The sequence below is a fragment of the Micromonospora sp. DT233 genome (assembly GCF_049841815.1).
GTDB lineage: Bacteria > Actinomycetota > Actinomycetes > Mycobacteriales > Micromonosporaceae > Micromonospora.
In genome coordinates, this window is the sequence record NZ_JBNCLB010000001.1 from 669,601 (window position 1) to 694,186 (window position 24,586).

General features: G+C 75.0%; 24 protein-coding genes and 1 pseudogene. 9 read left to right on the forward strand and 16 right to left on the reverse strand.

Annotated elements, in window-relative coordinates; all coding sequences use genetic code 11:
- Positions 1–40 precede the first annotated feature (40 nt).
- Positions 41–316 (forward strand): annotated as a pseudogene (locus tag ACLQ2V_RS03220) (hypothetical protein); the annotation flags it as partial.
- Here the strand turns inward: ACLQ2V_RS03220 and ACLQ2V_RS03225 are convergent.
- The 4 genes from ACLQ2V_RS03225 to ACLQ2V_RS03240 all read right to left on the reverse strand — a co-directional run bounded on the left by ACLQ2V_RS03225 (position 317) and on the right by ACLQ2V_RS03240 (position 5,676).
- The gene (locus ACLQ2V_RS03225; RefSeq protein WP_425716795.1) at positions 317–1,717 is read right to left on the reverse strand and encodes a class II fumarate hydratase; all 1,401 of its coding nucleotides are present in this window, start codon (positions 1,715–1,717) and stop codon (positions 317–319) included. It lies immediately after the preceding pseudogene.
- A gap of 83 nt (positions 1,718–1,800) precedes the next feature.
- Positions 1,801–3,468, reverse strand: a complete 1,668-nt coding sequence (locus tag ACLQ2V_RS03230) for a fumarate hydratase (RefSeq protein WP_425716796.1) — start codon at positions 3,466–3,468, stop codon at positions 1,801–1,803.
- 125 nt (positions 3,469–3,593) lie between these two features.
- Positions 3,594–5,072: a PQQ-binding-like beta-propeller repeat protein gene (locus ACLQ2V_RS03235; RefSeq protein ID WP_425716797.1), complete on the reverse strand. Its 1,479-nt coding sequence runs from the start codon at positions 5,070–5,072 to the stop codon at positions 3,594–3,596.
- A gap of 115 nt (positions 5,073–5,187) precedes the next feature.
- The gene (locus ACLQ2V_RS03240; RefSeq protein ID WP_425716798.1) at positions 5,188–5,676 is read right to left on the reverse strand and encodes an Lrp/AsnC family transcriptional regulator; all 489 of its coding nucleotides are present in this window, start codon (positions 5,674–5,676) and stop codon (positions 5,188–5,190) included.
- A gap of 141 nt (positions 5,677–5,817) precedes the next feature.
- Between ACLQ2V_RS03240 and hppD the strand changes: the two genes are divergently transcribed.
- Genes hppD through hisC form a run of 4 tightly spaced genes read left to right on the forward strand, consistent with a single transcriptional unit; the run spans position 5,818 to position 10,061 of the window.
- Positions 5,818–7,023, forward strand: a complete 1,206-nt coding sequence (hppD, locus tag ACLQ2V_RS03245; protein ID WP_425716799.1) for a 4-hydroxyphenylpyruvate dioxygenase — start codon at positions 5,818–5,820, stop codon at positions 7,021–7,023.
- A gap of 22 nt (positions 7,024–7,045) precedes the next feature.
- Positions 7,046–7,873 carry an RDD family protein gene (locus ACLQ2V_RS03250; RefSeq protein ID WP_425716800.1) on the forward strand — a complete coding sequence of 276 codons (828 nt, stop codon included), beginning with the start codon at positions 7,046–7,048 and terminating at the stop codon, positions 7,871–7,873.
- Positions 7,870–8,961, forward strand: a complete 1,092-nt coding sequence (locus tag ACLQ2V_RS03255; protein WP_425716801.1) for an RDD family protein — start codon at positions 7,870–7,872, stop codon at positions 8,959–8,961. The genes ACLQ2V_RS03250 and ACLQ2V_RS03255 overlap by 4 nt, the downstream gene beginning before the upstream one ends.
- Positions 8,958–10,061, forward strand: coding sequence for a histidinol-phosphate transaminase (gene hisC / locus ACLQ2V_RS03260; protein WP_425716802.1), 1,104 nt, complete (start codon positions 8,958–8,960; stop codon positions 10,059–10,061). Before ACLQ2V_RS03255 ends, hisC begins: the two co-directional genes overlap by 4 nt.
- A gap of 46 nt (positions 10,062–10,107) precedes the next feature.
- On the opposite strand, the gene ACLQ2V_RS03265 is transcribed toward hisC, so the two are convergent.
- From ACLQ2V_RS03265 to ACLQ2V_RS03285, 5 genes are all read right to left on the reverse strand, one after another.
- On the reverse strand, positions 10,108–11,361 hold the full coding sequence (locus tag ACLQ2V_RS03265) for a PQQ-binding-like beta-propeller repeat protein (protein WP_425716803.1): 1,254 nt from the start codon (positions 11,359–11,361) through the stop codon (positions 10,108–10,110).
- 49 nt (positions 11,362–11,410) lie between these two features.
- On the reverse strand, positions 11,411–11,896 hold the full coding sequence (locus ACLQ2V_RS03270; RefSeq protein ID WP_425716804.1) for an SRPBCC family protein: 486 nt from the start codon (positions 11,894–11,896) through the stop codon (positions 11,411–11,413).
- 135 nt (positions 11,897–12,031) lie between these two features.
- Positions 12,032–12,241 carry a DUF397 domain-containing protein gene (locus ACLQ2V_RS03275; RefSeq protein WP_425716805.1) on the reverse strand — a complete coding sequence of 70 codons (210 nt, stop codon included), beginning with the start codon at positions 12,239–12,241 and terminating at the stop codon, positions 12,032–12,034.
- A 180-nt stretch (positions 12,242–12,421) separates the two neighbouring features.
- Positions 12,422–13,621 (reverse strand): fumarylacetoacetase, encoded by a 1,200-nt coding sequence (gene fahA, locus ACLQ2V_RS03280; protein ID WP_425716806.1) that lies wholly within the window; start codon positions 13,619–13,621, stop codon positions 12,422–12,424.
- On the reverse strand, positions 13,618–14,481 hold the full coding sequence (locus tag ACLQ2V_RS03285; RefSeq protein ID WP_425716807.1) for a hypothetical protein: 864 nt from the start codon (positions 14,479–14,481) through the stop codon (positions 13,618–13,620). The genes fahA and ACLQ2V_RS03285 overlap by 4 nt, the downstream gene beginning before the upstream one ends.
- A gap of 94 nt (positions 14,482–14,575) precedes the next feature.
- Between ACLQ2V_RS03285 and ACLQ2V_RS03290 the strand changes: the two genes are divergently transcribed.
- Positions 14,576–15,742 (forward strand): homogentisate 1,2-dioxygenase, encoded by a 1,167-nt coding sequence (locus tag ACLQ2V_RS03290; protein WP_425716808.1) that lies wholly within the window; start codon positions 14,576–14,578, stop codon positions 15,740–15,742.
- 82 nt (positions 15,743–15,824) lie between these two features.
- Here the strand turns inward: ACLQ2V_RS03290 and ACLQ2V_RS03295 are convergent, their stop codons facing one another.
- Genes ACLQ2V_RS03295 through ACLQ2V_RS03310 form a run of 4 tightly spaced genes read right to left on the reverse strand, consistent with a single transcriptional unit; the run spans position 15,825 to position 18,682 of the window.
- Complete coding sequence (locus ACLQ2V_RS03295) at positions 15,825–16,943, reverse strand: tetratricopeptide repeat protein (protein ID WP_425716809.1); 1,119 nt, start codon at positions 16,941–16,943, stop codon at positions 15,825–15,827.
- A 9-nt stretch (positions 16,944–16,952) separates the two neighbouring features.
- Entirely contained in the window at positions 16,953–17,435 is a 483-nt protein-coding gene (gene ispF, locus ACLQ2V_RS03300) for a 2-C-methyl-D-erythritol 2,4-cyclodiphosphate synthase (protein WP_425716810.1), read from the reverse strand.
- Positions 17,436–17,451: 16 nt separating this feature from the next.
- Complete coding sequence (ispD, locus tag ACLQ2V_RS03305) at positions 17,452–18,147, reverse strand: 2-C-methyl-D-erythritol 4-phosphate cytidylyltransferase (RefSeq protein ID WP_425716811.1); 696 nt, start codon at positions 18,145–18,147, stop codon at positions 17,452–17,454.
- A gap of 49 nt (positions 18,148–18,196) precedes the next feature.
- Positions 18,197–18,682 carry a CarD family transcriptional regulator gene (locus tag ACLQ2V_RS03310; protein WP_013288937.1) on the reverse strand — a complete coding sequence of 162 codons (486 nt, stop codon included), beginning with the start codon at positions 18,680–18,682 and terminating at the stop codon, positions 18,197–18,199.
- A 327-nt stretch (positions 18,683–19,009) separates the two neighbouring features.
- On the opposite strand from ACLQ2V_RS03310, the gene ACLQ2V_RS03315 reads away from it, so the two are divergent.
- Positions 19,010–19,741 carry a hypothetical protein gene (locus ACLQ2V_RS03315; RefSeq protein WP_425716812.1) on the forward strand — a complete coding sequence of 244 codons (732 nt, stop codon included), beginning with the start codon at positions 19,010–19,012 and terminating at the stop codon, positions 19,739–19,741.
- Positions 19,742–19,943: 202 nt separating this feature from the next.
- Here ACLQ2V_RS03315 and ACLQ2V_RS03320 read toward each other — a convergent pair whose 3' ends face one another.
- From ACLQ2V_RS03320 to ACLQ2V_RS03330, 3 genes are all read right to left on the reverse strand, one after another.
- Positions 19,944–20,633, reverse strand: a complete 690-nt coding sequence (locus ACLQ2V_RS03320) for a hypothetical protein (protein WP_425716813.1) — start codon at positions 20,631–20,633, stop codon at positions 19,944–19,946.
- 62 nt (positions 20,634–20,695) lie between these two features.
- A complete protein-coding gene (locus ACLQ2V_RS03325; protein WP_425716814.1) occupies positions 20,696–21,742 on the reverse strand; it encodes a type III polyketide synthase in 1,047 nt (348 codons plus the stop codon).
- Positions 21,743–21,932: 190 nt separating this feature from the next.
- Positions 21,933–22,703, reverse strand: a complete 771-nt coding sequence (locus ACLQ2V_RS03330; protein WP_425716815.1) for a methyltransferase domain-containing protein — start codon at positions 22,701–22,703, stop codon at positions 21,933–21,935.
- Between ACLQ2V_RS03330 and ACLQ2V_RS03335 the strand changes: the two genes are divergently transcribed.
- Together ACLQ2V_RS03335 and ACLQ2V_RS03340 are read left to right on the forward strand one after the other, a co-directional pair.
- Positions 22,702–23,580 carry a UbiA family prenyltransferase gene (locus tag ACLQ2V_RS03335; RefSeq protein WP_425716816.1) on the forward strand — a complete coding sequence of 293 codons (879 nt, stop codon included), beginning with the start codon at positions 22,702–22,704 and terminating at the stop codon, positions 23,578–23,580. The genes ACLQ2V_RS03330 and ACLQ2V_RS03335 overlap by 2 nt on opposite strands.
- A gap of 138 nt (positions 23,581–23,718) precedes the next feature.
- Complete coding sequence (locus ACLQ2V_RS03340; protein ID WP_425716817.1) at positions 23,719–24,546, forward strand: hypothetical protein; 828 nt, start codon at positions 23,719–23,721, stop codon at positions 24,544–24,546.
- Positions 24,547–24,586 lie beyond the last annotated feature (40 nt).

The following is a 24,586-nucleotide window of genomic DNA, read 5'->3' on the forward strand; positions in this document are numbered from 1 at the left end:
GATGACGTAAACGACTCAGCTCCAAAGGAGGCCCGATCCCATGCCCCGCTCCGTACGCGATCAGCAGGCCGCAGCCCCGACGGGCCCGCCGCACGCGGCGCTGCGGCCGCTCTGGCTGTGCCGGGCCTGCGCCGCGCCGTGGCCGTGCGCCACGGCGCGGCTCACCCTCCGCCAGGAGTACGCGGGTGACCCGGTCGGCCTGCTCGTCCACCTCTGCGGCGTGCTGTACGAGGCGACCGCCGACCTGCACCGGATCCACCCGCACGGCGGGCCCGACCCCCGCGCCCTGTTCGACCGCTTCCTGGGCTGGGCCCCGTCAGGGGTGGGTCATCCGGAGCAGGTCGAGGGCCTCGTCCAGCTGCTCGGCGGTGAGCTTGCCGCTCGCCACGTGGCCCCGGGCGATCACCACGTCCCGGATCGCCGTCTCCTTGCTCAGCGCCTCCTTGGCGATCGAGGCGGCCTCGTCGTACCCGAGGTAGCGGTTGAGGGGGGTGACGATCGAGGGTGAGCCCTCCGCGTACGCCAGGCAGACGCCCGCGTTCGCGGCCAGGCCGGCCACGCAGCGGTCGGCCAGCAGGCGGCTCGACGCGGCCAGCAGCCGGATCGATTCCAGCAGGTTGCGGGCCATCACCGGGAGCATGACGTTCAGCTCGAAGTCGCCCTGCGAGCCGGCGAAGGCCACCGCCGCGTCGTTGCCGATCACCTGGGCACAGACCTGCCGCATCGCCTCGGCGACCACCGGGTTCACCTTCCCCGGCATGATCGAGGAGCCGGGCTGAAGATCAGGGATGCGCAGCTCGCGCAGGCCGGCGCGGGGGCCGGAGCCCATCCACCGGATGTCGTTGGCGATCTTGTAGAGGCTCACCGCGATGGTGCGGAGCTGCCCGGACGTCTCCACCAGCGCGTCCCGCGCGCCCTGCGCCTCGAAGTGGTTGCGCGCCTCGCTCAACGGCAGGCCGGTGGCGTCGCGCAGCCGGGCGATCACCGCCGCGGCGAAGCCCAGCGGGGTGTTGATCCCCGTGCCGACGGCGGTGCCGCCGAGCGGCAGCTCGGCCAGCCGGGGCAGCGCCCCCTCCAGCCGTTCGACGCCGTAGCGGACCTGGGCGGCGTACCCGCCGAACTCCTGCCCCAGGGTGACCGGCGTGGCGTCCATCAGGTGCGTGCGGCCGGCCTTGACCACGGTCTCGAACTCGGCCGACTTGGCCTCCAACGCCTGCGCCAGGTGGGTCAGCGCCGGCAGCAGGTCCCCCACGACGGCCTGGGTGGCGGCCAGGTGGATCGAGGACGGGAAGACGTCGTTGCTGGACTGGGAGGCGTTCACATCGTCGTTCGGGTGCACGTCCCGGCCCAGCTCCCGGCCGGCCAGGGTGGCGATGACCTCGTTGGTGTTCATGTTCGACGAGGTGCCCGAGCCGGTCTGGAAGACGTCGATCGGGAACTGGTCGTCGTACCCGCCGTCGGCCACGTGCGCGGCGGCGGCGGCGATCGCGGCGGCCACGTCCGCGTCGATCACGCCCAGCTCGCCGTTGACCTCGGCCGCCGCGCCCTTGATCTGGGCCAGCGCCCTGATCTGGGCCGGCTCGATGCCCCGGCCGGAGATCGGGAAGTTCTGCACCGCGCGCTGGGTCTGCGCCCGCCACAGCGCCTCGGCGGGCACCTCCACCTCGCCCATCGAGTCACGTTCGATGCGGTAGCCCGCTGCCTCTGGAGTCGTCACGCGTTCCATCCTGCCGCGCGCGCCGCCGATCCGCAGATGATCGGAAGGAGGCCGGCGAGCAGAAGGGAGCCTGCCCCGGGGTGTCAGCGGCGGCCTACCGTTAGGACCGGCTTGGTTACCTCGGCGAAGAAGTCGTTGCCCTTGTCGTCGACGACGATGAAGGCCGGGAAGTCCTCCACCTCGATCTTCCAGACCGCCTCCATGCCCAGCTCCGCGTATTCCAGCACCTCGACGTGCTTGATGCAGTCCTGCGCCAGCCGGGCGGCCGGGCCGCCGATCGAGCCGAGGTAGAAGCCGCCGTGCTGGGCGCAGGAGCGGGTCACCTGGGCGGAGCGGTTGCCCTTGGCCAGCATCACCTGGGAGCCGCCGGCCGCCTGGAACTTCTCCACGTACGCGTCCATCCGGCCGGCGGTGGTCGGGCCGAACGAGCCGGAGGCGTACCCCTCGGGGGTCTTGGCCGGGCCGGCGTAGTAGACGGCGTGGTCGCGCAGGTACTGCGGCATCGGCTCGCCCGCGTCGAGCCGCTCGGCGATCTTCGCGTGGGCGATGTCCCGGGCCACGACCAGCGGGCCGGTCAGCGACAGCCGGGTCTTCACCGGGTACTTCGACAGCTCGGCGCGGATCTCGGCCATCGGCCGGTTGAGGTCGACCCGGACCACCTCGGCGGCGTCCAGCGTCTCGTCGGTGACGTCGGGCAGGAAGCGCGCCGGGTCGGTTTCGAGCCGCTCCAGCCACACGCCCGACGGGGTGATCTTGGCGACCGCCTGCCGGTCCGCGGAGCAGGAGACGGCGATGGCCACCGGGCAGGACGCGCCGTGCCGGGGCAGCCGGACCACCCGCACGTCGTGGCAGAAGTACCGGCCGCCGAACTGCGCGCCGATGCCGAAGTTGCGGGTCAGCTCCAGCACCTCGGCCTCCAGCTCCAGGTCCCGGAAGCCGTGCGCGCTCATCGAGCCGGCGGTGGGCAGCGTGTCCAGGTACTTCGCGGAGGCGTACTTCGCGGTCTTCAGGGCGTACTCGGCGCTGGTGCCGCCGATGACGACGGCCAGGTGGTACGGCGGGCAGGCCGAGGTGCCGATCAGCCGCAGCTTCTCCTCCAGGAACTGCATCATCCGCGTCGGGTTCAGCAGCGCCTTGGTCTCCTGGTAGAGGTAGGACTTGTTGGCCGAGCCGCCGCCCTTGGCCATGAAGAGGAACTTGTAGGCGTCGGGGTGGCCGTCCGGGTCCTCGGCGTAGAGGTCCACCTGCGCCGGCAGGTTGCTGCCGGTGTTGCGCTCGTCCCACATGGTCAGCGGGGCGAGCTGCGAGTAGCGCAGGTTCAGCTTCGTGTACGCCTGGTAGACGCCCCGGGAGATCGCCTCGGCGTCGCCGCCGTCGGTCAGCACGTGCCGCCCGCGCTTGCCCATCACGATCGCGGTGCCGGTGTCCTGGCACATCGGCAGCACCCCGCCGGCGGCGATGTTCGCGTTGCGCAGCAGGTCGAGCGCGACGAAGCGGTCGTTCGGGGAGGCCGCCGGGTCGTCGATGATCGACCGGAGCTGGGCCAGGTGCGCGGGGCGCAGGTAGTGGGCGATGTCGTGCATCGCCTCGGCGGTCAGCGCGGTCAGCGCGGCCGGCTCCACGGTGAGGAACCGACGCCCGCCGGGACCGTGGACGACGTCGACGCCCTCGTCGGTGACCAGGCGGTATTCGGTCTGGTCGGGCCCGGTCGGCAGCAAGGGGGCGTAGGAGAACGCGGCGGCACTGCTCATGAGGCGAAAGCCTAGGGCAGACCGGCCGACCAGTGGCACCCGCCGGGGTCCTCCTGGGACCCCGCTCTCACCCGCCCCCGCCCCGACCCGCCGCGTCCCCCCCAGGCCCCGGCGCGGGGGCGCGCTCAGCCGTCCTTGGGGTCGGGCTCGGGGCAGAGCTCCCGCTTCGGCCCGCAACTGCCCTCATCGCCGGGCGAGTCGCCGGGGCCGTCGCCGGGCACCTCGCCGGGGGCGCCGGGGCCGGGGGCGGGGTCGTCGCGGCCGTCGCCGTTCGGCGGTGCCGGCTGCGCGCCGCCCGCGCCGAAGCGGACGTACCCGATCTCCCGGCCCTCGCCGATGACCATGCCCTCGGGGCCCACCGCCAGCGCGTCGGCCGAACTCCGCAGCACCAACAGCTCCTTGCCGGTACGCGGGTGCAGCGCGATCAGCCGGTTCGGCTTCTCCTCGACCAGCACCGCCGCGTACGGGGTGAGCGCCCCGCCGCCGCCGCGCCCGCCGGAGCGTCGGGTCCAGCGGGTCCGGTCCGCGCCCAGCTCCCGGGCCACGATCGACCGCTTGTCGGCGGTGCGGACCAGCGCGTACCGGTCGTCGACCGCGATCAGCTTCTGCCCCTCGCCGTTGACCTGGAGCAGCCGCCCGTCGTACCCGTCGACGACGGCCTCCCGGCCGTCCGGGGCGACGCCGATCAGCACGTTCCGCGCGCCCTGCGGGTCCTCCCGCTGGGCGCAGCCGGCGCTGTCGGCGGTGCGCAGGTTGAGCCCGGTGCGCCGCCACACCTCCCGACCGTTGGCGGGGTCGTGGGCGGTGAGGGTGAAGGCGCACGCCCCGTCCTGGGCGACGGCCTTGAGCCGCAGCAGCCGGCCGCCGATCACCGCGAGGCGCTCCTCCCGGCCGGCCTCGACGTCCTGCAGCACCCGGCCGGTGGCCGTGTCCACCACGTGCACCCGGCCGTCGACGGGGAAGCCGAGCAGCGGGGGCACCGCCTCCGGCCCGGCCACCTCGTCCTCGATCCGGGGGGTGGTCAACCGGCGGGTGCCGAGCAGGTCGGGGTTGTCGGCGAAGAGGCCCGCGCTGACCCCGGGCAGGAAGGCCGTCCAGAGCGGCCGGGTGCCGCGCGGCTCCCAGGCGCTGAGCGTGCAGTCGGTCGCCTCGACGCAGCGGGCGTCCAGCAGCAGGTTCCGGTACGTCCAGACGGCCACCGCGTCGCCGTCGCGGCGGCGGGTCGCCCCGGTCACCGGGTCGAGCAGCTCGTACCCCTTGACCAGGAGCTTCCCCACGGCGACGACCGGGTCGCGGTCGCCACCGGCCACCGCGGACCAGTCGGCCTTGCGCTCCCAGAGCTGCGCGCCGGTGGCGAGGCTGCGCGCCTCGACCCGGGTGCGCTGCTCCACGACGACGGCGTCGCCGGCGATGGTCACGCTCTTCGGGGTGCCGCCGACGCGCTGCTGCCAGAGCACGTCGGGCTCGGAGATCGGCTCGCTGCGGTCGACCCAGTCCCAGACGGCGGGGAACGGGTTCCACACCCCCGTCGCGGCGAGGGCGACCACCGTGACGAGGCTGAGCAGGAACCAGCCACGCAACCTGAGGCCGCCCACCTTCGCCACACCGGACACCGTAACGACGATCACCGCCGCGCCGAACCCCCGCGCGCCCGTGTCGCGGAGCTTTCTCGCCGGGCGGACGTGTTAAGGGGCCGGGGACACCGCCGGAAAGGGGAGGTCAGCCCCGGGCGGCGGAGCGGACCAGCGGCAGCACCCGGTACGGGATCTGCTCGGCCAGCGCAATGATCGTCGAGGCCCGCCGGATCCCCTCGTACGAGACGATCTGGTCGATCACCCGTTGCAGGTCGGCGTTGGAGCGGGCGACGATGCGGCAGAGCAGGTCGCTGGAGCCGGTGATGGTGTGCGCCTCCAGCACCTCGGGGATCGCCGCGAGGTGCGCGGTGACCGTGTCGTGCCCGAGCCGCTGACTGATCTCCAGGGTCACGAAGCTGGTGACCACGAAGCCGATCGCGGTCGGCGAGAGCTCCGGCCCGAAGCCGCGCACCACACCCCGGTCGAGGAGCTTGTCCAGCCGGGCCTGGACGGTGCCCCGGGCCACGCCGAGTCGCCGGGAGCACTCCAGCACCCCGATCCGGGGTTGCTCGGCGAAGAGCTCGATCAGTCTCGCGTCCAGCTCGTCGAGCTGGACATCCTGCACAGCGTTCATGCCGGACAACCATACCGAATGTGCAACCTGACCAGGGTATTCGGCAACGGTTGCCCAACCGGCCGCGCCCGGCGATTCTCACCTGACAACCCACCGACGGCGGCCCGCGCGGCCGGCCGGTACGCAAAGGAGGTCACCCCCATGACCCAGGCGATCGACCGACCCCAGTCCATCGAGGAGCTCGACGTCGACCGGTTGGTCGGCGCCGTCGACCACGACATCCGGCACGACCCGTTCCCGGTCAAGGGCCTCGACCACGTGCGCTTCCTGGTCGGCAACGCCAAGCAGGCCGCGCACTACTACTCCACCGCGTTCGGCATGACCTGCGTGGCGTACCGGGGGCCGGAGCAGGGCTACCGGGACCACGCCGAGTACGTGCTGACCAGCGGCTCGGCCCGGTTCCTGCTGACCGGCGCGGTGCGCCCGGACGCGGCCGGCGCGGAGCACGTGGCCAAGCACAGCGACGGCGTCTCCGACATCGCGCTGGACGTGCCCGACGTCGACGCCGCGTACGCGCACGCCACCGCGCAGGGCGCGACCGGCCTGATGGAGCCGCACGACGTCTCCGACGCCCACGGCACCGTCCGGATGGCCGCCATCGCCGCCTACGGCGACACCCGGCACACCCTGGTCGACCGGTCCCGCTACACCGGCCCGTTCCTGCCCGGCTTCGTCGCCCGGGGCCCGATCGTGGACCGGCAGCCGATGATCGACGCCGGCCTCCAGCCGAAGCGCTTCTTCCAGGCCGTCGACCACGTGGTCGGCAACGTGGAGCTGGGCCGGATGGACGAGTGGGTCGAGTTCTACAAGCGGGTGATGGGCTTCTCCAACATGGCGGAGTTCATCGGCGACGACATCGCCACCGACTACTCGGCGCTGATGAGCAAGGTCGTGGCCAACGGCACCCGGAAGGTGAAGTTCCCGCTCAACGAGCCGGCCGTGGCCCGCAAGAAGTCGCAGATCGACGAGTACCTGGAGTTCTACCAGGGGCCGGGCGCCCAGCACATCGCCGTGGCCACCAACGACATCCTGGCCAGCGTCGACGCGATGCGGGCGGCCGGCGTGGAGTTCCTGGACACCCCGGACTCGTACTACGAGGACCCGGAGCTGCGGGCCCGGATCGGCAACGTGCGGGCCCCGATCGAGGAGCTGAAGGCCCGCAAGATCCTGGTCGACCGGGACGAGGACGGCTACCTGCTGCAGATCTTCACCAAGCCGGTGCAGGACCGCCCGACGGTCTTCTTCGAGCTGATCGAGCGGCACGGCTCGCTCGGCTTCGGCAAGGGCAACTTCAAGGCCCTCTTCGAGGCCATCGAGCGGGAGCAGGAGAAGCGCGGCAACCTGTAGTTCGTTTGCGACACTGTGCAGCGTGACGCAGCCTCCGACGTACCCGACGTCGCCGGCCGGTGGGCAGTCGCCCGCCGCCGGCGGCGGCATGCCCTCCGCCGGCCCGGCCCCCCAGGGGTACGCCGTCCCGGCCCAACCCGGCCCGGCCGGCTATCACGCCCCGGCCGGCCAGCACGCCCCGGCCGGCCAGCACGCCCCGCCCGGCTACCACGCCCCGCCCGGTGCCCCCGGCGGCCCGCCGCCCGGCTGGGCGGGCCCGCCCGGGTGGGCCCCGCCGCCGGGCTGGGCCGGCGGGCCGCACCCGACGTTCCCGGCGGTGCCGGTCGGCCCCGGCGGGCAGCCGCTGGCCAGCTTCGGCGACCGCCTGCTGGCCTTCCTGATCGACACCGCCGTCGCCAGCGCGGTCGCCATGGTGCTGTTCCTGCCGGTCTTCATCTTCTTCTTCATGAGCATGTTCGACGACCTCACGCAGCTCAACCCGGACGGCACCCTCGCCGAGTCCGACCCGAACGCCTTCCTGACCGACGTCATGGTGCCGCTGCTGCTGCTCGAGGTCGGGCTCTTCGTCGTGATGCTGGGGCTCTACTGGCTCTACTACGTCGAGTACCAGCGCCGCAACGGGCAGACCCTGGGCAAGAAGGTCATGAAGATCAGAGTGGTTCCGCTCGATCCGGCCGGCACGCTGAACCGGGGCATGGCCGGCCGGCGGTACCTCGTGCAGCACATCGGCGGGACGCTCGTGCCCGGCTTCAGCTACCTCGACGGGCTCTGGCAGCTCTGGGACAAGCCCTGGCAGCAGTGCCTACACGACAAGTTCGCCGGGACGATCGTCGTTAAGGTTGCTGCGTGAGTGTGAAACCTGGCTGGTACGTCGACCCCGCCGATCCGGACACCAGGCGGTACTGGGACGGTGAGGGCTGGATCGGCGCACCGATCCCGGTCGACGCCACCCCGCCGGACGGGCCGCCCCCGGCCGAGCCCCCGCCTCCGGTGAGCCCCGCCGCCCCGCAGTCCGCGCCGCCGGCCGCCCCGGTCTCGGCCGGCCCCGGCCCGTTCCCGGGCCTGCCCGGACAGCCCGGCGCGCCCGGACAGCCCGGCCCGCCCGGACAGCCCGGCCCGCACGGGCAGCCCGGCCCGCACGGGCAGCCCGGCCCGCACGGGCAGCCCGGCCCGCACGGCGCGCACGGGCCGCACCCCCACCCCGGCCCGCCGCCCGGCTACGGGCCACCCCCCGGCTACGGGCCACCCCCGGGGTACGGGCCACCGCCCGGCTACGGCCCGCCGCCCGGGTGGCCGGCGCAGGCGGCCTGGCCGGGGCGTCCGCCCGAGCCACGCCCGCACGGGCTGCCGCTGGCGTCCTTCGGCGCCCGACTGCTCGCCCGGCTGATCGACTTCGGCGTGCTCCTGCTGCTCAACGCGGTGGTCAACGGCTGGTTCGTCTGGCGGTACGTCGAGGAGGTCAGCCCGTACTTCCGGGAGGCGTTCCGGCGGGCCTGGGCCGGCGACACCTCCACGGAGGGGCTGCCCCAGATCGGCGAGCAGGCCGGCGGGCTCCAGGTCGCGATCCTGCTGATCGCCACCGGGCTCTGGTTCGCCTACGAGGTGCCGGCGATGGCCGGCAAGGGGCAGACCCTCGGCAAGCGGCTGCTGGGCGTGCGGGCCGTGCCGGTCGAGGCCGACCAGCCGCTCGGCTTCGGGCGGGCGCTGCGGCGGTGGAGCACCCTGGGCCTGCCCACCCTGCTCTGGTACTGCTGCGGCCTCGGCCTGCTGCTGCAACTCGTCGACGCGCTGTCGCCCCTGTTCGACCACCCCCTGCGGCAGGCGCTGCACGACAAGCGCGCCCAGACCGTGGTGGTGCGCTCGCCGTCGGCCCAGGGCGCCGACAGCGGCGGCACCGACCCGCAGAAACCCGCCGACCCCTCGGGAGACACGCCATGACCGACACCGGACGTCACCGCCCACCGCTGCGGCTGACCCGCACGGACCTGGACGCGCTGCCCAACTACGTGCCCGGGCGCAGCCCCGCCGACCTGGCCCGCGAGTTGGGCCTGGCCGAGGCGATCAAGCTGGCCAGCAACGAGGTGCCGTACGGGCCGCTGCCCGGCGTGGTGGAGGCCGTCGCCGAGGCGGTCGCCGGCTCGCACCGGTACCCGGACATGGGCGTGGTGGCGCTGCGCGCGGCCCTCGCCGAGCGGTACGGGGTGGACGCCGACCGGATCGCCACCGGCTGCGGGTCGGTGGCGCTGGCCGAGCACCTGGTCCGGGCCACCTGCCTGCCCGGCGACGAGCTGCTGTACTCGTGGCGCTCCTTCGAGGCGTACCCGATCATCGCGGCGACCAGCGGCGCGACCAGCGTGCGGGTGCCCAACGACGCCGGGCACGGGCACGACCTGGCGGCGATGGCGGCGGCGGTGACCGACCGGACCCGGATGGTGCTGGTCTGCAACCCCAACAACCCGACCGGCACCGCGCTGCGCGGGCCGGAGCTGGAGCGGTTCCTCGACTCCGTCGGCGAGGACGTGCTGGTCGTGATCGACGAGGCGTACCGGGAGTTCGTCACCGACCCCGAGGTGCCGGACGGCCTGACCTACCTGGACCGGCCGAACGTGGTGGTGCTGCGCACCCTCTCCAAGGCGTGGGGGCTGGCCGGCCTGCGGATCGGCTTCCTGGTCGCCTCGCCGGAGGTGGCCGCGGCCGTGCGCAAGGTGATCACGCCCTTCTCCACCAGCATGGCCGCCCAGGCCGGGGCGCTCGCCGCGCTGGCCCAGGCCGACGAGGTGCAGCGCCGGTGCGCGCTGGTGGTGGCCGAGCGGGAGCGGGTCACCGAGGCGCTGCGCAAGGTCGTCGCGGACGTGCCGTCGAGCCACGCCAACTTCGTCTGGCTGCCGCTGGGTCAGCGGGCGATGGAGTTCGCCCGGGGCTGCGAGGCGCGCGGCGTGATCGTCCGGCCCTTCGCCGGCGAGGGCGTGCGGGTCACCATCGGCACCCCGGCCGAGAACGACGCCTTCCTGGCGGCGGCGGAGGCCGCGCTGGCCTGAGCGGGACCGGCCCGGTCACCCGCCATCGGCGGGGACCGGGCCGTCGTCAGGTCGCCGCGAGCACCACCGGCTCGGCGACCAGGAAGTAGCGCTGGTCGTCGGCGTCCGGGGCGACCGGCTCGCGCAGCCGCTCGACCGCCACGTAACCGCCCTGGGCGTACGCCAGGCCGGGCGACCAGCCGAGGCCGTCCCGGCCTGCGGTCATCGGGAAGCGGGAGCGCTGCGCGCCGCTGCTCGGGTCCAGGGTGACCAGGTCGTTGGCCTCGGTGAGCAGGTGCACCCGGCCGGGCTGCACGGCCACGATCCGGGTCGGGCCGAGGTCGGCCCGCCGCCACAGCTCCGCGCCGCTGCGGGCGGAACGACCGGTCACCACCCCGCCGGCGGCCTCGACGGCCCGCTCCCCGTCCAGCTCCACGCCGGCCCGGTCCAGGGCCGGGGCCGCGACCGGGGCCCCGTCGCCGACCAGCCAGCCGCGCCCCGCCCCGCCGGCCGGGCCGGAGGTGCGCAGGCCCCGGCAGCGGGAGCGCGGGGTCACGCAGCCGACCGGCGTGACGGTCAGCCCGGCGGTGGCACCGGGCGGCACCCAGCGGTTGGTCGGCGCGCCGGTGGCCGCGTCGCGGAACTCCACCACGGCCGGCCCGGCGCACCGGTCCACGGCGACGAACTGCCCGGCCGCCGTGGTGCCCACGTCGGTGCGGCAGCCGCCGTCGACGTCGGCCGACCAGAGCCGCCGGCCGTCGGCGAGGGCGAAGCCGCCCATCCCGTCCGGGCCGGAGACCACGAGGCCGGCCCGGCCGTCGGCGGCGCGGGTGAGGAAGAGCCCCGGCGGGTCCCAGACCGCGCCGGCCCCGGTGCGGCGGGCGGTCCAGCCCTCGGCGGGCGCGGGGCCGTCGACCTGCCAGGCCACCCGGCCGGTACGCGCGTCCAGCGCCACCAGCTTCCCGTCCGACCAGCGGCTGACCACCGTGGTCCCGTCCGCCACCACCCCGCTGACCTCCGCCGGCCAGCGCCGGTACGACCAGTACGGGGTGACCCGGTAACGGGCGTCGACGGGCTGGTCTGCGTACACCTGGCGGGTGGCGGCGTAGACGCGGAGCCGGCCGTCCACGATCAGCGGGGCCACCGGCAGCCGCCCCACCACCCCGATCGCCGGGGTGACCACCGCCGGGTAGGCGGCGCGGGCGGGCGTGTCGACCTCGGCCGGGGCGAGCACCCGGTGCACGACGACCCCGACCGCGCCGACGCCGACCAGTGCCGCGACCGCCGCGGCGATGCGTCGCCGCCCCCTCGCCAACCCCATGCCGCACCTCCGACCGGCACCCTACCCAGCAGGGTCGCCGCCGGCCCGGTCAGGCCGCCTGGGCGGTCGCCGGCGGGTGGGCGACGGCGCGGGCCAGGTCGGCGAGGTCGCGGCGGAAGGCGAACTCGACCGCGCGGGCGGCCAGGCCGCCGAAGAGCAGCGCGAGCATCCGACCGTACGGGGCGGTGGGGATCGCCTCCTGCCGCACGGTGACGGCGGTGCAGGAGCGGCGGCGGCGCTCGGCGGTGTGCAGGGTCCAGGTGGTCCGGTAGGTCACGCCGACACCGGGCGAGGTGAGCACCAGCCGACGGCAGGGCACCACCTCCAGCGCCACGAACTCCTCCGCCTGCGCGCCGCCGTCCGGGCGGGTGCGGACCTCCCGCCAGGCGGTGCCCAGGGCGAGCGGGCCCGCCGTGAGCAGCTCCACCCCGCCGACCGTGGTGAGCCAGTCTGCCCGGACCGGCAGGTCGGCCAGGAGCCGCCAGATGTCGACGGCGGGCGCCTCGATGAACTGGGTGACCGTGATCGTCGACATGACACCTCCCGTGTCCCTCACGGTACGGGGGGTGAGCGTCCGGCGGGGACCCCCACGACGGGAAATCCGCCGTTGGTGGCCGGGGTGGGCGCCGGCGGCGGGATGACCGCCGTCAGCGCCGCACCGGGCGGGCGGTCAGACCCGGAACCGCCCCACCCTGATCGCGCCGACGAACGCGGCCCAGCCCGGCGGGCTCACGGCCAGCGTGGGCCCCTGCGGGTCCTTCGAGTCGCGTACCGCCACCAGGCCGACGGTGCGTGCCAGGTTGTCCGCCACCTCGACGCACAACCCCTGGTCGTTCGAGCGGCTGCTGGTGCGCCAGACGGCGCCCGCGAGATCGGTCATGCTCGTGCCTCCTGTCCTTCGGGACGTCCCAAGACGACCGGGGGCACCGCGATGTGCCGCACCGGCCGGGCCCGCCGGGACGGACGGAACCCGGCCGGATCAACGGAGATCCACCGAGTCCCGGTCGCACACGCGGTGCGACCAGGCCAGACGGCACGGGACAGGTAGGCGGGCGGGCGGTCAGGGGCGGGCCGGGCGGACGGTGCCGCTCACCTCGCCGAGGGCGATGGTGGTGCCGTCGGGGCCCGGTGCGGTGGCGGTGAGCGTGACCGTGTCGCCGTCGACCAGGAAGGTGCGGGTCTCGCCGCCGACCTTCACCGGCTCCGCGCCGCCCCAGGTCAGCTCCAGGAACGAGCCGACCTGGTCGCGCTGCGGGCCGGAGACGGTGCCGGAGGCGTAGAGGTCGCCGGTGCGCAGGGACGCCCCGTTGACCGTGAGGTGGGCGAGTTGCTGGGCGGGGGTCCAGTACAGGGCCGCGAAGGGCGGCTCGCTGACCGTCTCGCCGTTCCACTCGACGGCCAGCCGCAGGTCCAGCCCGACGTGCGGCGCGTCGCGCAGATAATCCGCCACCGCCGGGTCCTGCTCCGGCGCGGCCACGAAGGCGTCGGCGAGGGCGTCCAGCGGGGTCACCCAGGCCGACACGGAGGTGGCGAACGACTTGCCGAGGAAGGGGCCGAGCGGCTGGTACTCCCAGGCCTGGATGTCCCGGGCCGACCAGTCGTTGACCAGCACCACCCCGAAGACGTGGTCGGCGAAGTCGGCCACGTCGACCCGGTCGCCGAGCGCGGTCGGCACGCCCACGACGAAGCCGACCTCGGCCTCGATGTCGAGGCGTACGGACGGGCCGACCACCGGGCCCTGCGGGGTGGCCCGCTGCCCGACCGGCCGGACGACCGGCGTGCCGGAGACGACCACCGTGCCGGCCCGGCCGTGGTACCCGACCGGCAGGTGCTTCCAGTTCGGCAGCAGCGGCGGCTGGCCGGGCCGGAAGATCTGCCCGACGTTCGACGCATGGTGCTCGGAGGAGTAGAAGTCGACGTAGTCGGCCACCTCGAACGGCAGCAGCAGCTCGACCTCGGCCAGCGGAACGAGCAGCGGCTGCACCGCCGCCCGGTGGGCGGGGTCGGTGAGCAGCTCGGTGAGCCGCTGCCGCACGGCCGTCCACTGCGGCCGGCCCAGCGCCATGAAGGCGTTCAGGGTGGGTCGGCCCAGCGCGCCGGCGGCCAGCACCAGCCCGGCCGCCTCGGCGCCGGCCAGGTCCAGCACGAACTCCCCGATGCGTACGCCGATGCGCGGCGCGCCCCCGCCGGTCCGGAACACCCCGTACGGCAGGTTGCGCACCCCGTACGCCGAGCCTTCGGCACCCGTCACCCAGGTCATGACTCTCCCCCGTTCACCAGCCCAAGCCGGATCAGATCGGTCAGTGGTTCGTCGACGCTGCACGAGCCGAAGCCCACCCAGAGCGGCCGGTCGGCGTCGCGCGCGGCCCGGACCCGCTCGACCAGCGGCAGCGGGTCGGTGGCGGCGAGCACGGCGGCCACCTCGTCCACCTCGGCGCCCTCGACGGCGGCGAGCGTCGCGGCGAGCACGTTGCCGAAGCCGTGGTGGGTGAAGCCGGTCTCCGGGTCGCGGTGGCGCACCGCGTGGTGCAGCCCGGCGGTGAGCTTGAACGGCAGCCCCCGGTCCCGGCAGGCGCAGAGCACGGCGGCCAGCTCGATCGGGGTCGGGAAGAGCTCGGCGGCCAGCCCGCCGGTGCGGAACTTCGCCGCGACGCGGGCCCCGCCGGCGCGGGCGGCGGTCAGCGTGTCCAGCGCCGCCGTCAGGCCGAAGGTCAACGGGATCTCGGCGTAGACGTCGACGCCGGCCCAGCCCCGCGCCAGCCGCAGCAGCTCGGCCAGGCCGGGTGCCGGGTCCTCGCCGCGCCGGGCGACCGCCACCTCGACCTGGCGGGCGGTGACGCCGGCCGGGCCCAGGGCCGCCAGCGCGGCGGGTAGCCGCTCGACGCCGGTGTCGCCGATCAGCCCGACCACGAAGCCTTCGGCCGGGTCGACCAGCGGGTCCAGCGCAGCGGCGACGACCACCGAGGCGGGCACCAGCAGCGGGCCGACCAGGCCGGCGTACCAGGAGTCACGGTGCCGGCGGTGCGCGGCGACCGCCTCGGGCAGCGAGGCGTTGCCGGGCGGGAAGTATGCGGCGTCGTCGACCAGACCGGCGAGGAGACGGGGCACCTGCGTTGACACGAGACAAGAACTTACGGGACGCTACGAGGAACGGACAACAGCGTCCGATTATCGGACGGAGACGGCCGGTCAACGGGACGAATCGGGAGGCGAGATGCCGTACTACCGCAGCGTCGGCGAGGTGCCCCGCAAGCGCCACACCCAGTTCCGCCAGCCCGACGGCACCCTCTACGCCGAGGAGCTGATGGGCCAGGAGGGCTTCTCCTCCGACTCGTCCCTGCTCTACCACCGGCACGCCCCGACCGCGATCGTCGCCGCCGAGCAGTTCACCCCGCCGACGCTGACCCGGACGCCGAACCTGCCGCTCAAGCCCCGCCATCTGCGTACCCACAAGCTCGACGGCACCGGGGCCGACCCGGTCTTCGGCCGGCGCTACCTGCTGGCCAACGACGACGTCCGGATCGCGTACGTCGTGGCCGACCGCCCCTCCCCGCTGTTCCGCGACGCCACCGGCGACCACTGCCTCTACCTGGAGTCGGGCACCCTGCGGGTGGAGTCACCGTTCGGCGTGCTGGACGCGGCGGCCGGGGACTACGTGATCATCCCGACCTCCACCATCCACCGCCTCGTCCCCACCGGCGACGAACCCGTGCGGCTGCTGGCCGTGGAGGCCGCCGGGCACGTCGGCCCACCCAAGCGGTACCTGTCGACGCGCGGGCAGTTCCTGGAGCACTCGCCGTACTGCGAGCGCGACGTCCGGGGGCCGGACGCGCCGCTGCTGGTCGACGGCGAGGACGTCGAGGTCCTGGTCCGGCACCGTCGCGGCTGGACGCGGTACGTCTACGCCGACCACCCGTTCGACGTGGTCGGCTGGGACGGGCACCTCTACCCGTGGGCGTTCTCCATCCACGACTTCGAGCCCATCACCGGGCGCATCCACCAGCCGCCGCCCGTGCACCAGACGTTCCAGGGCCCGAACTTCGTGATCTGCTCCTTCGTGCCACGCAAGGTGGACTACCACCCCGACGCCATCCCGGTGCCGTACAACCACCACAACGTCGACTCCGACGAGATGCTCTTCTACACCGGCGGCAACTACGAGGCCCGGCGCGGCTCCGGCATCGAGCAGGGCTCGATCTCGCTGCACCCGTCCGGCTTCACCCACGGCCCCCAGCCGGGCGCGGCCGAGCGCTCGATCGGCGCGGACTTCTTCGACGAGCTGGCCGTCATGGTCGACACGTTCCACCCCCTGGACCTCTGCGACGCGACGGCGGAGTGCGAGGACGACGGCTACGCCTGGACCTGGGCCCGCCGCCCCTGAGCCGCCGACCACGACGGCGGCGGGCCGGCGCAACGTTTCGTGCGACGCGCGCCCAGCGCACCGTGCGGCGGCGGGCCGTTGCTCAGCGCACCGTGCGGGTGAAGACCGCCAGCTCCGCCACCGCCGCCACCACGATCGCCAGGACCAGCGGCCACGGCGTCCCCACCACGGCATAGAGCAGCAACAGCGCCGGCGCGGCGGCCACCGCGTACACCGCCAGGGCCAGCGTCCGGTCCGAGCGCAGCAGCTCCGGCAGGACGGTCCGGGTGAGCCCCGGCACCCGCGCCGCCAACAGCCAGCCCACCAGCGCCCCGCTCACCGCCACCAGCACCGCCAGGAACCGGGACGGGCCGGGCCCGCCGGACGCCGCCCCGACCGCCACCAGCACGGTGCCCGCGAGCGACCAGCCCGCCCCGTACAGCACCAGGCGGCGCAGCTCGTCGGTGACGCTGCGGCGCGGGTCGCCCTCGCCCCGACCGGGGTCGACGTCGTTCCCGCGCGGGTCGCCGTCGCCCCGGCCCAGGCCGCCGCCGAGCCCGCGCGGATCGGTGCCGCCCCGGCCCTCGTCGGCCGGCGTGGGGGCGAGCGGGACGTCCTCGGCCAGCTCCGCCAGCGCCTCGGCGTAGCGCCGCCGCTCCAGCCGGACGATCCCCGGCTCGTCGCCGGCCCGCTCCAGCTCCGGGTCGAGCCGCAGCGCCTCCCGGTACGCCCGCTCGGCCAGGTCGTACAGGCGCAGGCGGGCGGCGACCAGGGCGAGGACGAGGTGCCCCTGGGCCTCCTCCGGGGCCAGCTCCACGCCCCGCCAGGCCGCGTTCAGCGCCGGCTGCCCGCCCCGGGAGCCGGAGAGGATCGCGGCGGCGCTGCGCTGTGCGTACGCGTCGGCGGGGCCGACCGCGAGCAGTCGGTCGGCGACGCGGGCCGCGTCGGCGTACTCCCGCAGGTCGGTCAGCGCCAGCCCGCGTACCACCAGCGGGCCGACGGCGTCCGGGGCGACGGCCAGGGCCGCGTCGGCGGCGGCGCGGGCCTCGGCGGGCCGCCCGGCGGCGAGGTGCACCCGGCCCAACGTGGTCAGCGCGGCGGCGTTCGCCGATTCCAGGGCGAGCGCGAAGCCGACCTCGCCCGCGGCCTCGTCGTACCGGCCGAGGTCGGCCAGCAGGTGCGCGCGTTGCAGGTAGCCCTCGGCGGTGGCGTCGTCGGACATCGGCGGGGCCTAGGCGGCGTCGGCCGGGTAAACCAGGGCGACCGCGATGCCGGTGAGCCCCTCGCCGCGCCCGGTGAAGCCCAGGCCGTCGGTGGTGGCGGCGGAGACGGTCACGGGGGCGTCGATCGCCGCGGAGAGGACCGCCTCGGCCTCGGCCCGGCGCGGCCCGATCTTCGGCCGGTTGCCGACGACCTGCACCGACACGTTGCCGATCTGGAAGCCGGCGGCCCGGACCCGGCGGGCGGTCTCGGTGAGCAGCGTCACCCCCGACGCGCCCGACCACTGCGGCTCGGCCACCCCGAAGTTGGACCCGAGGTCACCCAGGCCGGCGGCGGAGAGCAGCGCGTTGCAGGCGGCGTGCGCGGCCACGTCGGCGTCGGAGTGCCCGGCCAGGCCGTCCTGGTCGGGCCAGAGCAGGCCGGCCACCCAGCACGGCCGCCCGGCCGCGAAGGCGTGCACGTCGGTGCCGATGGCCACCCGAGGAACGATCATGCGCCGAGGGTACGCGTCACGCGCCGCCGGCCAGCAGATGCTCGGCCAGCGCCAGGTCGAACGGGCGGGTCACCTTCAGGGCGTACTCGGAGCCGGGGACGCAGACCACCGGCACGCCCTGCTTCTCGACCAGGCCGGCGTCGTCGGTGAGCGGGTCACCGGCCGCCGCGTGGGCGGCGGTCAAAACCGACCGGCGGAAGCCCTGCGGGGTCTGCACGGCGCGCAGCGCGGAGCGGTCGACCGTGCCGAGCACCACCTCGCCGGGCCCGACCTCCTTGATCGTGTCGACCAGCGGCAGGACGGGGATCACCGCGTCGTGCCCGGAGCGCACCGCGTCGGCCACCGACTCGACCAGCTCCGGCGGGGTCAACGCGCGGGCCGCGTCGTGCACCAGGACGATCTCCGGGCCGGGCGGGACGGCGGCGAGCGCGGCGGCCACCGACGCCTGGCGTTCCGCCCCGCCGGGGACGACCAGCACCGTGGCGACCGGGGCGAGGAGTTGGCGGACCGCCGCGACCTCGCCGGGCGGGGCCGCCACCACGATGGTGTGCACGGAGCCGGCGGCGGCGATCCGGCGCACCGCGTGCACGAGCAGCGGCTCGCCGGCCAGCAGGCGCAGGGCCTTGGGGGCGCCCGGACCGAGGCGGACCCCGGCACCGGCCGCAGGCACGAGGACCGCGACGTCACCGCGCGGATTGAGCTGCGCGGTCATGTCGCGGTCCTCGGGTTTCTTCGCTACGGAGTGAGGAGTGCCGTGCCGACTATGCCTCGGTCAGCACCTTGTCGAGCAGCGTCTCCGCCTCGTCCTTGGTGCTCTTCTCGGCCAGCGCGACCTCGCCGACGAGAATGTCACGGGCCTTGGCGAGCATGCGCTTCTCGCCCGCCGACAGGCCCCGCTCCCGCTCCCGACGCCACAGGTCGCGGACGACCTCGGCCACCTTCAGCGGGTTGCCGGAGGCCAGCTTCTCCAGATTCGCCTTGTAACGCCGCGACCAGTTGGTCGGCTCCTCGGTGTGCGGAGCCCGGAGGACGTCGAAGACCTTGCCGAGGCCCTCTTCGCCGACCACCTCGCGCACGCCCACGATCTCGGCGTTCTCGGCGGGCACCCGGACCGTCAGGTCACCCTGCGCGACCCGCAGGACGAGGTATTCCCTGGGCTCGCCCTTGATGACCCGAGTCTCGATTGCCTCGATGAGTGCGGCCCCGTGGTGGGGGTAAACAACGGTCTCGCCGACACTGAAAACCATAGGTTCGAAACCCCTTTCGCTGTGTCTAGGGTAACACGCTCAGGCACCGATGTCTCACCGCTGTCCTGACCGTTGGCGCAGCTCAGGGGCCCTGTGAGAGGCATTTCTTCAGCTTGACAGGCGGCCAAACCGATGGTCCGAACACGCTCCGTGATGGTTGTATGACAGCCCGGGACGGGCGGTAGGAGCGTGGATTTCTCGGGCGATGCGCTCCTCCCATGGTAGCCCGAGCGCGCCATCCGCGCCGGGGTGTAGCGGTACGGGGGGCCGGCGGGGGACGCTGGGACGAGCGGCTGTCCACGCGCCGAGACGGTTCGAGGGGGTCCGATGTCCATGTCCGACGCCGACGGTCCCGGCCCCACCGAGGGGCTCTCCGGCCTACCCCCCGAGTGGGGCCGGGTGGTGGTGCCCGACGACGCGTCCGCGCTGGCCGAGGAGGCCGCGCGGGTTCGCCGGGAGCTCCGCCGGAGGGCCGGCCCTGGCGGCCGGTGGCGACGCCTCGCCGAGGCCCGTCGGCCGGACGGCCGCCCGTCGCTGCGCCTGCCCCTGCTGGTGCTGCTGGTGGCGTTGCTCACCACCCTCGCCGGCCTCTTCGCCGTCACCTGGCCCCGCTCCCCCCGCCCCGGCGACCAGTCCACCGTCCTGCCCCGCTCCACGCCGACCGACCTGACCGGCCGGCCGCTGCCGGCCCTGGAGCTGGTCGACGCCGGGAACGCGACCGTGTCGCTGCGCGGGCTGCTCCCCGCGATGATCGTCCTGGTGGACGCCTGCCCCTGCGCCGATCACGTGACCGAGGCCGCCGCGCTCGCGCCCCCCGGCGTCACCGTGGTCACCGTCGCCGACACCCGCGCCCCGCGCGCCACCCCGGGGCCCTCCGGCGCGGTCGTACGACCGCTCGCCGACCCGGGCGGCGGCCTGCGCGCCTTCCTGCGATTGCTGCCCCACCCCGGCACGGCGACCGCGCTCCTGGTCGACCGCACCGGCGTGCTGCTGCGGGTGGTGCCCGAGCTGCGCTCCGCCGAGGACTACCGCACCGACCTGGCCCGCCTCGGCTCCTGACCCCACCCGCCCCTCCCCGGTCACGGTGATCAACCCGGTCACGGTGATCAAGAGGTTTACGTCAGCTGAGACACCGAATTTGACGCAAACCTCTTGATCAACCCGAGCCGGTCGCGGGCCGCGCCGCGCAGCGGCGAGTGGGGGGTGGGGGGTGGGGGGTGGGGGGGTGGGGGCGCGGGGGGGGGTGGGGGTGGGGGTGGGGTTAGAACGGCACGGTCGTCAGGTGGGTGGCGACGATCGCCGGGCCGCCTCCGGGGGCGGAGAACTCGATCCGGATGGGACCGTCCCTGCCGGACAGGAACAGCACCGCCGCCGTGCCGTCGCAGGGCGCGCGGCGGCTCTCGGTGCGGCCCCAGTGGACGGAGACGAGCAGCACTTGCCCCCGGCCGGCGCACCGGTATTCGAGCAGGTGCGGCCGGGCCCCGGCGGGCGTCACCACGCGGCGCTGCGGCGGCAGACCGGGGCGCAGCGTCAATCGGTCGTCTCGCCAGAGCGTGCGGCTCGGCTCCACCGGCCGGCCGCTGGGGATCCCGACGCGGGGGGCACGCGCGCCCACCCCGGGCCTGGCGATCACCCTGCCGGTGCGGGGGTCGACCTCGGCCACCATCCAGGCGACCGGGCCGGGCGATGCCCGCAGCCGCCGGCCGGCCCACGGTGACCCGGCGGTGGGGCCGCCGGAGGCCACCCCGGGCCCGCCCGAGCGCCCCGGCGACGTCGTCGTGGAGCCATCGGAGGGGACCCGGGAGAGCACGGCGGACGCGCCGGAGGGGCCGCCCGGCGGGCTGGTCGTCGGGGCCTCGGCCCGCCACCACGCGACGCCTGCGGCCACCACGAGCACGGTCAGCGTGGCGAGCGCTCCGCCCCGGAGCCGGTCGGTCAGGTCACCGCCCATGCGATGAGGGTAGCCAGCGGGACCGGATCAGGCGACCCGGTCCAGCAGCGCGGCAGGGCGGATCAGACCCGCTCGAGCAGCGCCGCGTAGAGGGTCAGGCCCGGTCCGAACGCGAGCATCACCACCCGATCGGGTGGCCGCTCCGCCCGCCGCAGTCGGTCCAGGATCAGCAGCACCGTCGCCGAGGAGCAGTTGCCCTGCTCACCGAGGGTGGCGCGGGACGCGTCCAGCGCCTGCGGCGGCAGGGCCAACTCGCGCTCCACCACGTCGAGGATGCGCGGGCCGCCCGGGTGCACCGCCCAGCCGTCCAGCTCGGAGAGCCGGCCGCCGTGCCGGGCCAGCAGCTCCTCGACCAGCCTCCGCACGTGCACGGAGAGCACCTGCGGCACCTTCGGCGACAGCCCCATCCGGAAGCCGGTGTCGGTGACGTCCCAGGTCATGTGGTCTGCCGTGGAGGAATCCGTCACCGAGGTGACCTCGCGCAGCGCGTACCCCCGGCCGTCGGGGACGACCACGGCGGCGACGGCGGCGTCCGAGAAGAGCGCGTGGGAGACGATCTGCTGGGCGTCCAGTCGGGCCGTGGCCGGCTGGATGTGCAGGCTGGTCAGCTCGGCGCAGAGCAGCAGCGCGGGACGCTGCCGGGCGGTGACGAAGTCGCCGGCCGCGCCGAGGCCCGGCAGTGCGGCGTAGCAGCCCATGTGGCCGACGAACATCCGCTGTGTGTCGGGGGCCATGCCCAGGTCCCGGGCGAGCAGGATGTCCAGCCCGGGGGTGGCGTACCCGGTGCACGAGCAGACGACGAAGAGGCCGACGTCGCGGGCGTCCAGCCCGGCGGCGGTGAGCGCCCGCTCGATCGCCTCCTTGCCCAGCGGCAGCGCCTCGACCTGGTAGCGGCGCAGCCGGCGCTCGGTCGACCACTCCGAGACGTCCTCCAGCAGCGGGTTGACCGCCGCCTGCCGCCGGACGACCCCCGAGTTGGCGAAGATCCGCTCCGCCAGCGCCCGGCTCCGGCCGGTGTAGTGGCGAGCGAAGAAATTCTGCCAGAGCTCGTCCTGCGCGGCATCGGGCGGCTGCGCCGTCCCCATGCCCGCGATCACCGGTACGGCCACGTTCCCACCTCTCGTCCGCGAACCATCACGTCGTCACCGGGTCGCCACCGTCGCGACCACCCCGATCGTCTTCCTCACGCTCACCAACGAGAAGCCGCGCCATCGCGGTCCGGGGGGCCGCCCCACGGTCGGACGGAGCTGCCCGCCCGCCGACCCCTCCGGCATCCCCTTTACCCCCACCCTGGGCCGGCTACCCCCGGCGGACCCCACGCCCCTGGTACAGCACCGCCGTCGACCAGGTCGGCCTGATCCGCGGCGGCGGCCCGCCCGTCGTCGGCTGTGGACCGCGCCGCGCCCGGATCCGGCGCAGCAGCCAGCCCAGCGTGCCCCGCAGCTCCGGCCGGACGCCCCGGACCCGCAGGTCCACGCCGTGCCGGGCGCACTCGGCGACCAGCTCGCGGTGGTCGACGAAGAGCCGGGGATCGTGGATGCCCCGGGGCACCGTCGGCAGCCGTTCGCCGATCTCGACCGCGACCAGCCGGCTCAGCGCGGTGTCGTTGAGCGTGTCCAGGACCAGCAGCCCGCCCGGGCGGAGCAGCCGGCACGCCTCGGCCACGGTGTGCCGCCAGTCGGGCACGTGCTCCAACACCTCGCCGGCGGCCACCACGTCGGCGCAGCCGTCGGCCAGCGGCACGGCGGTGGCGTCGGCGTGGACCGGCCGTACCCCGTGCGCGGCGGCCTGGGCCAGGGCCGAGCGGGTGAGGTCCACGCCGACGTGCCGGTAGCCCTTGCCGGCCAGGTGCGGGGCGAGCAGCCCGGCGCCGCAGCCCAGGTCGACCAGGACGGCGTCGGGCCGGGCCGCCGGGGGCACCAGGGCGCCCCGGGCCCGGGCCAGCCAGTGCAGCATGGCGAACGCCCCGTCGGGGTCCCACCACTCGTCGACCAGGTCGTCGTACTGACGGGGATCGTTGGGGGGCAGCAGGCGGGGCCGGTCGGACACCGGAGACGAACCGTCACGCATGGCACCGAGCGTGGCACGACCGGGCGGTAACGGCCAGACTTCACCCATGTCGACGAGCGTGTCTGGGCTGGTCAGGGCGAGTCATCCGGAGCCGGCGGCGGCGGTGACCGTGGTCGCCGGGCTGCTCGCCTGGGGCGTGGGGCACCGCTCGGCCGGCATCGCCGTGGTGGCGGGGACGGTGCTCGCCAGCCAACTCGCGGTCGGCTGGTCCAACGACCACCGCGACGCCGAGCGGGACGCCCTGGTGGGGCGTGCCGACAAGCCGGTCGCCGCCGGCGCGGTGAGCGCGCGGGCGGTGGGCCTGGCGGCGTGGGGGGCGGCCCTGGCCACGGTCGGGCTCGCGGCGGCGGCGACCAACCGGGCGGCGGCGTTCTGGGCGATCGTCGCCCTGGTCTCCGCGCTGCTCTACAACTGGCCGCTGAAGTCGACGCCGGTCTCGGTGCTGCCGTACGCGGTCTCCTTCGGCGCGCTGCCCGCCTTCGTGGTGCTGGCGCTGCCCGGCGCGCCCGCCCCGCCGGTCTGGCTGGTGGCCGCCGCCGCCCTGCTCGGGGCCGGGGCGCACTTCGCCAACGTGCTGCCCGACCTGGCCGACGACGCCCGGACGGGGGTCCACGGGCTGCCGCACCGGCTCGGCGCGGCCGGCAGCCGGGTGGCCGCCGCCGCGCTGCTGCTCGCGGCGACGATCACCCTGGTCGTCGGCCCGCCCGGCCCGCCGTCGTGGGCCGGGTTGTCGGCCGTCGCGACCGCCGCCGTGGTGCCACCGGTGACCTGGTACGCCGGCCGGGGTGCCCGCCGGGGCACGGCCGCGTTCCGGGCGGTGCTGCTGGTGGCGCTGATCGACGTGGTGCTGCTGGTGGCGAACGGCCGGGTCGGCTGAACCCTTCCCCTGGAAGGTGGTGCTACCGGGTCGGCGTGCGGGTCCCGATCACCCCCAACTACCCTGAAGCCGGTCTGCGCGGGTATGGCCACCGTGCCCGGCGACGACCGGGTGGGGATCGTGACGAGGAGGACCGACGTGACGCGCTCGATCAGGGGTTCCCGGCGGGCGGCCCTGCTGCTGTCCGGCGTGGCGGCGACGACCGGTCTGCTGGTGACCGGCTGCGGCGCCGGCCAGGTGGCCGAGACCGCCAACAAGGAGCCGTCGATCCTGGGCGTCAACAGCCAGACCCCGGACAACGCCTACAAGGTGCGCGGCCTCTACGTCGAGCACCCGGGTGTCGAGGGCTACCAGGCCGGCGCGAACGCCACCGTCAACACCGTGGTCTACAACGACACGCGCAGCCCGGTGACGCTGACCGTCACCACCACCGGCGCGCGGAATATCGTGATCACCGGCGCCGGCGGGTCGACCGCCTCGCCGTCGGGCAGCGCCTCCCCGTCGACCAGCGAGTCTCCGTCCGAGAGCGCGTCGCCCTCCGGCAGCGCGTCGCCCTCCGGCAGCGCGTCGCCGTCCGGCAGCGCGTCGCCCTCCGGCAGCCCCAGCCCGGGTGCGAGTGGCTCGATGCCGCCCTCCGAGGGCGCGCCGGGCAGCCCGTCCGCCTCGGCGACCCCGCCGGGCCCGGCCGGAGAGCCGGCCCGAATCGAGATCCCGGCCCTGAGCTACGTGCAGCTCAACGTCTCCGGCGAGCGCGCCCTCCAGCTCGTCGGCCTCAACGCGGCGCTGCGCGTCGGCGAGCAGGTCAACCTGGTCTTCGACTTCGGCAACGGCAAGGTCATCGAGACCGCGGCTCCGATCGGCGTCCCGCTGACCCCGCTGCCGCAGCCCTCCCCGATCATCGAGCGCGAGGGCGGGCACGGCGACGAAGAGGGTGGCACCGCCGCCGACGAGGGTCACGGCGACTGACCCTCCGCACCACCGACCGTCGACGACACCGCCGGCGTGG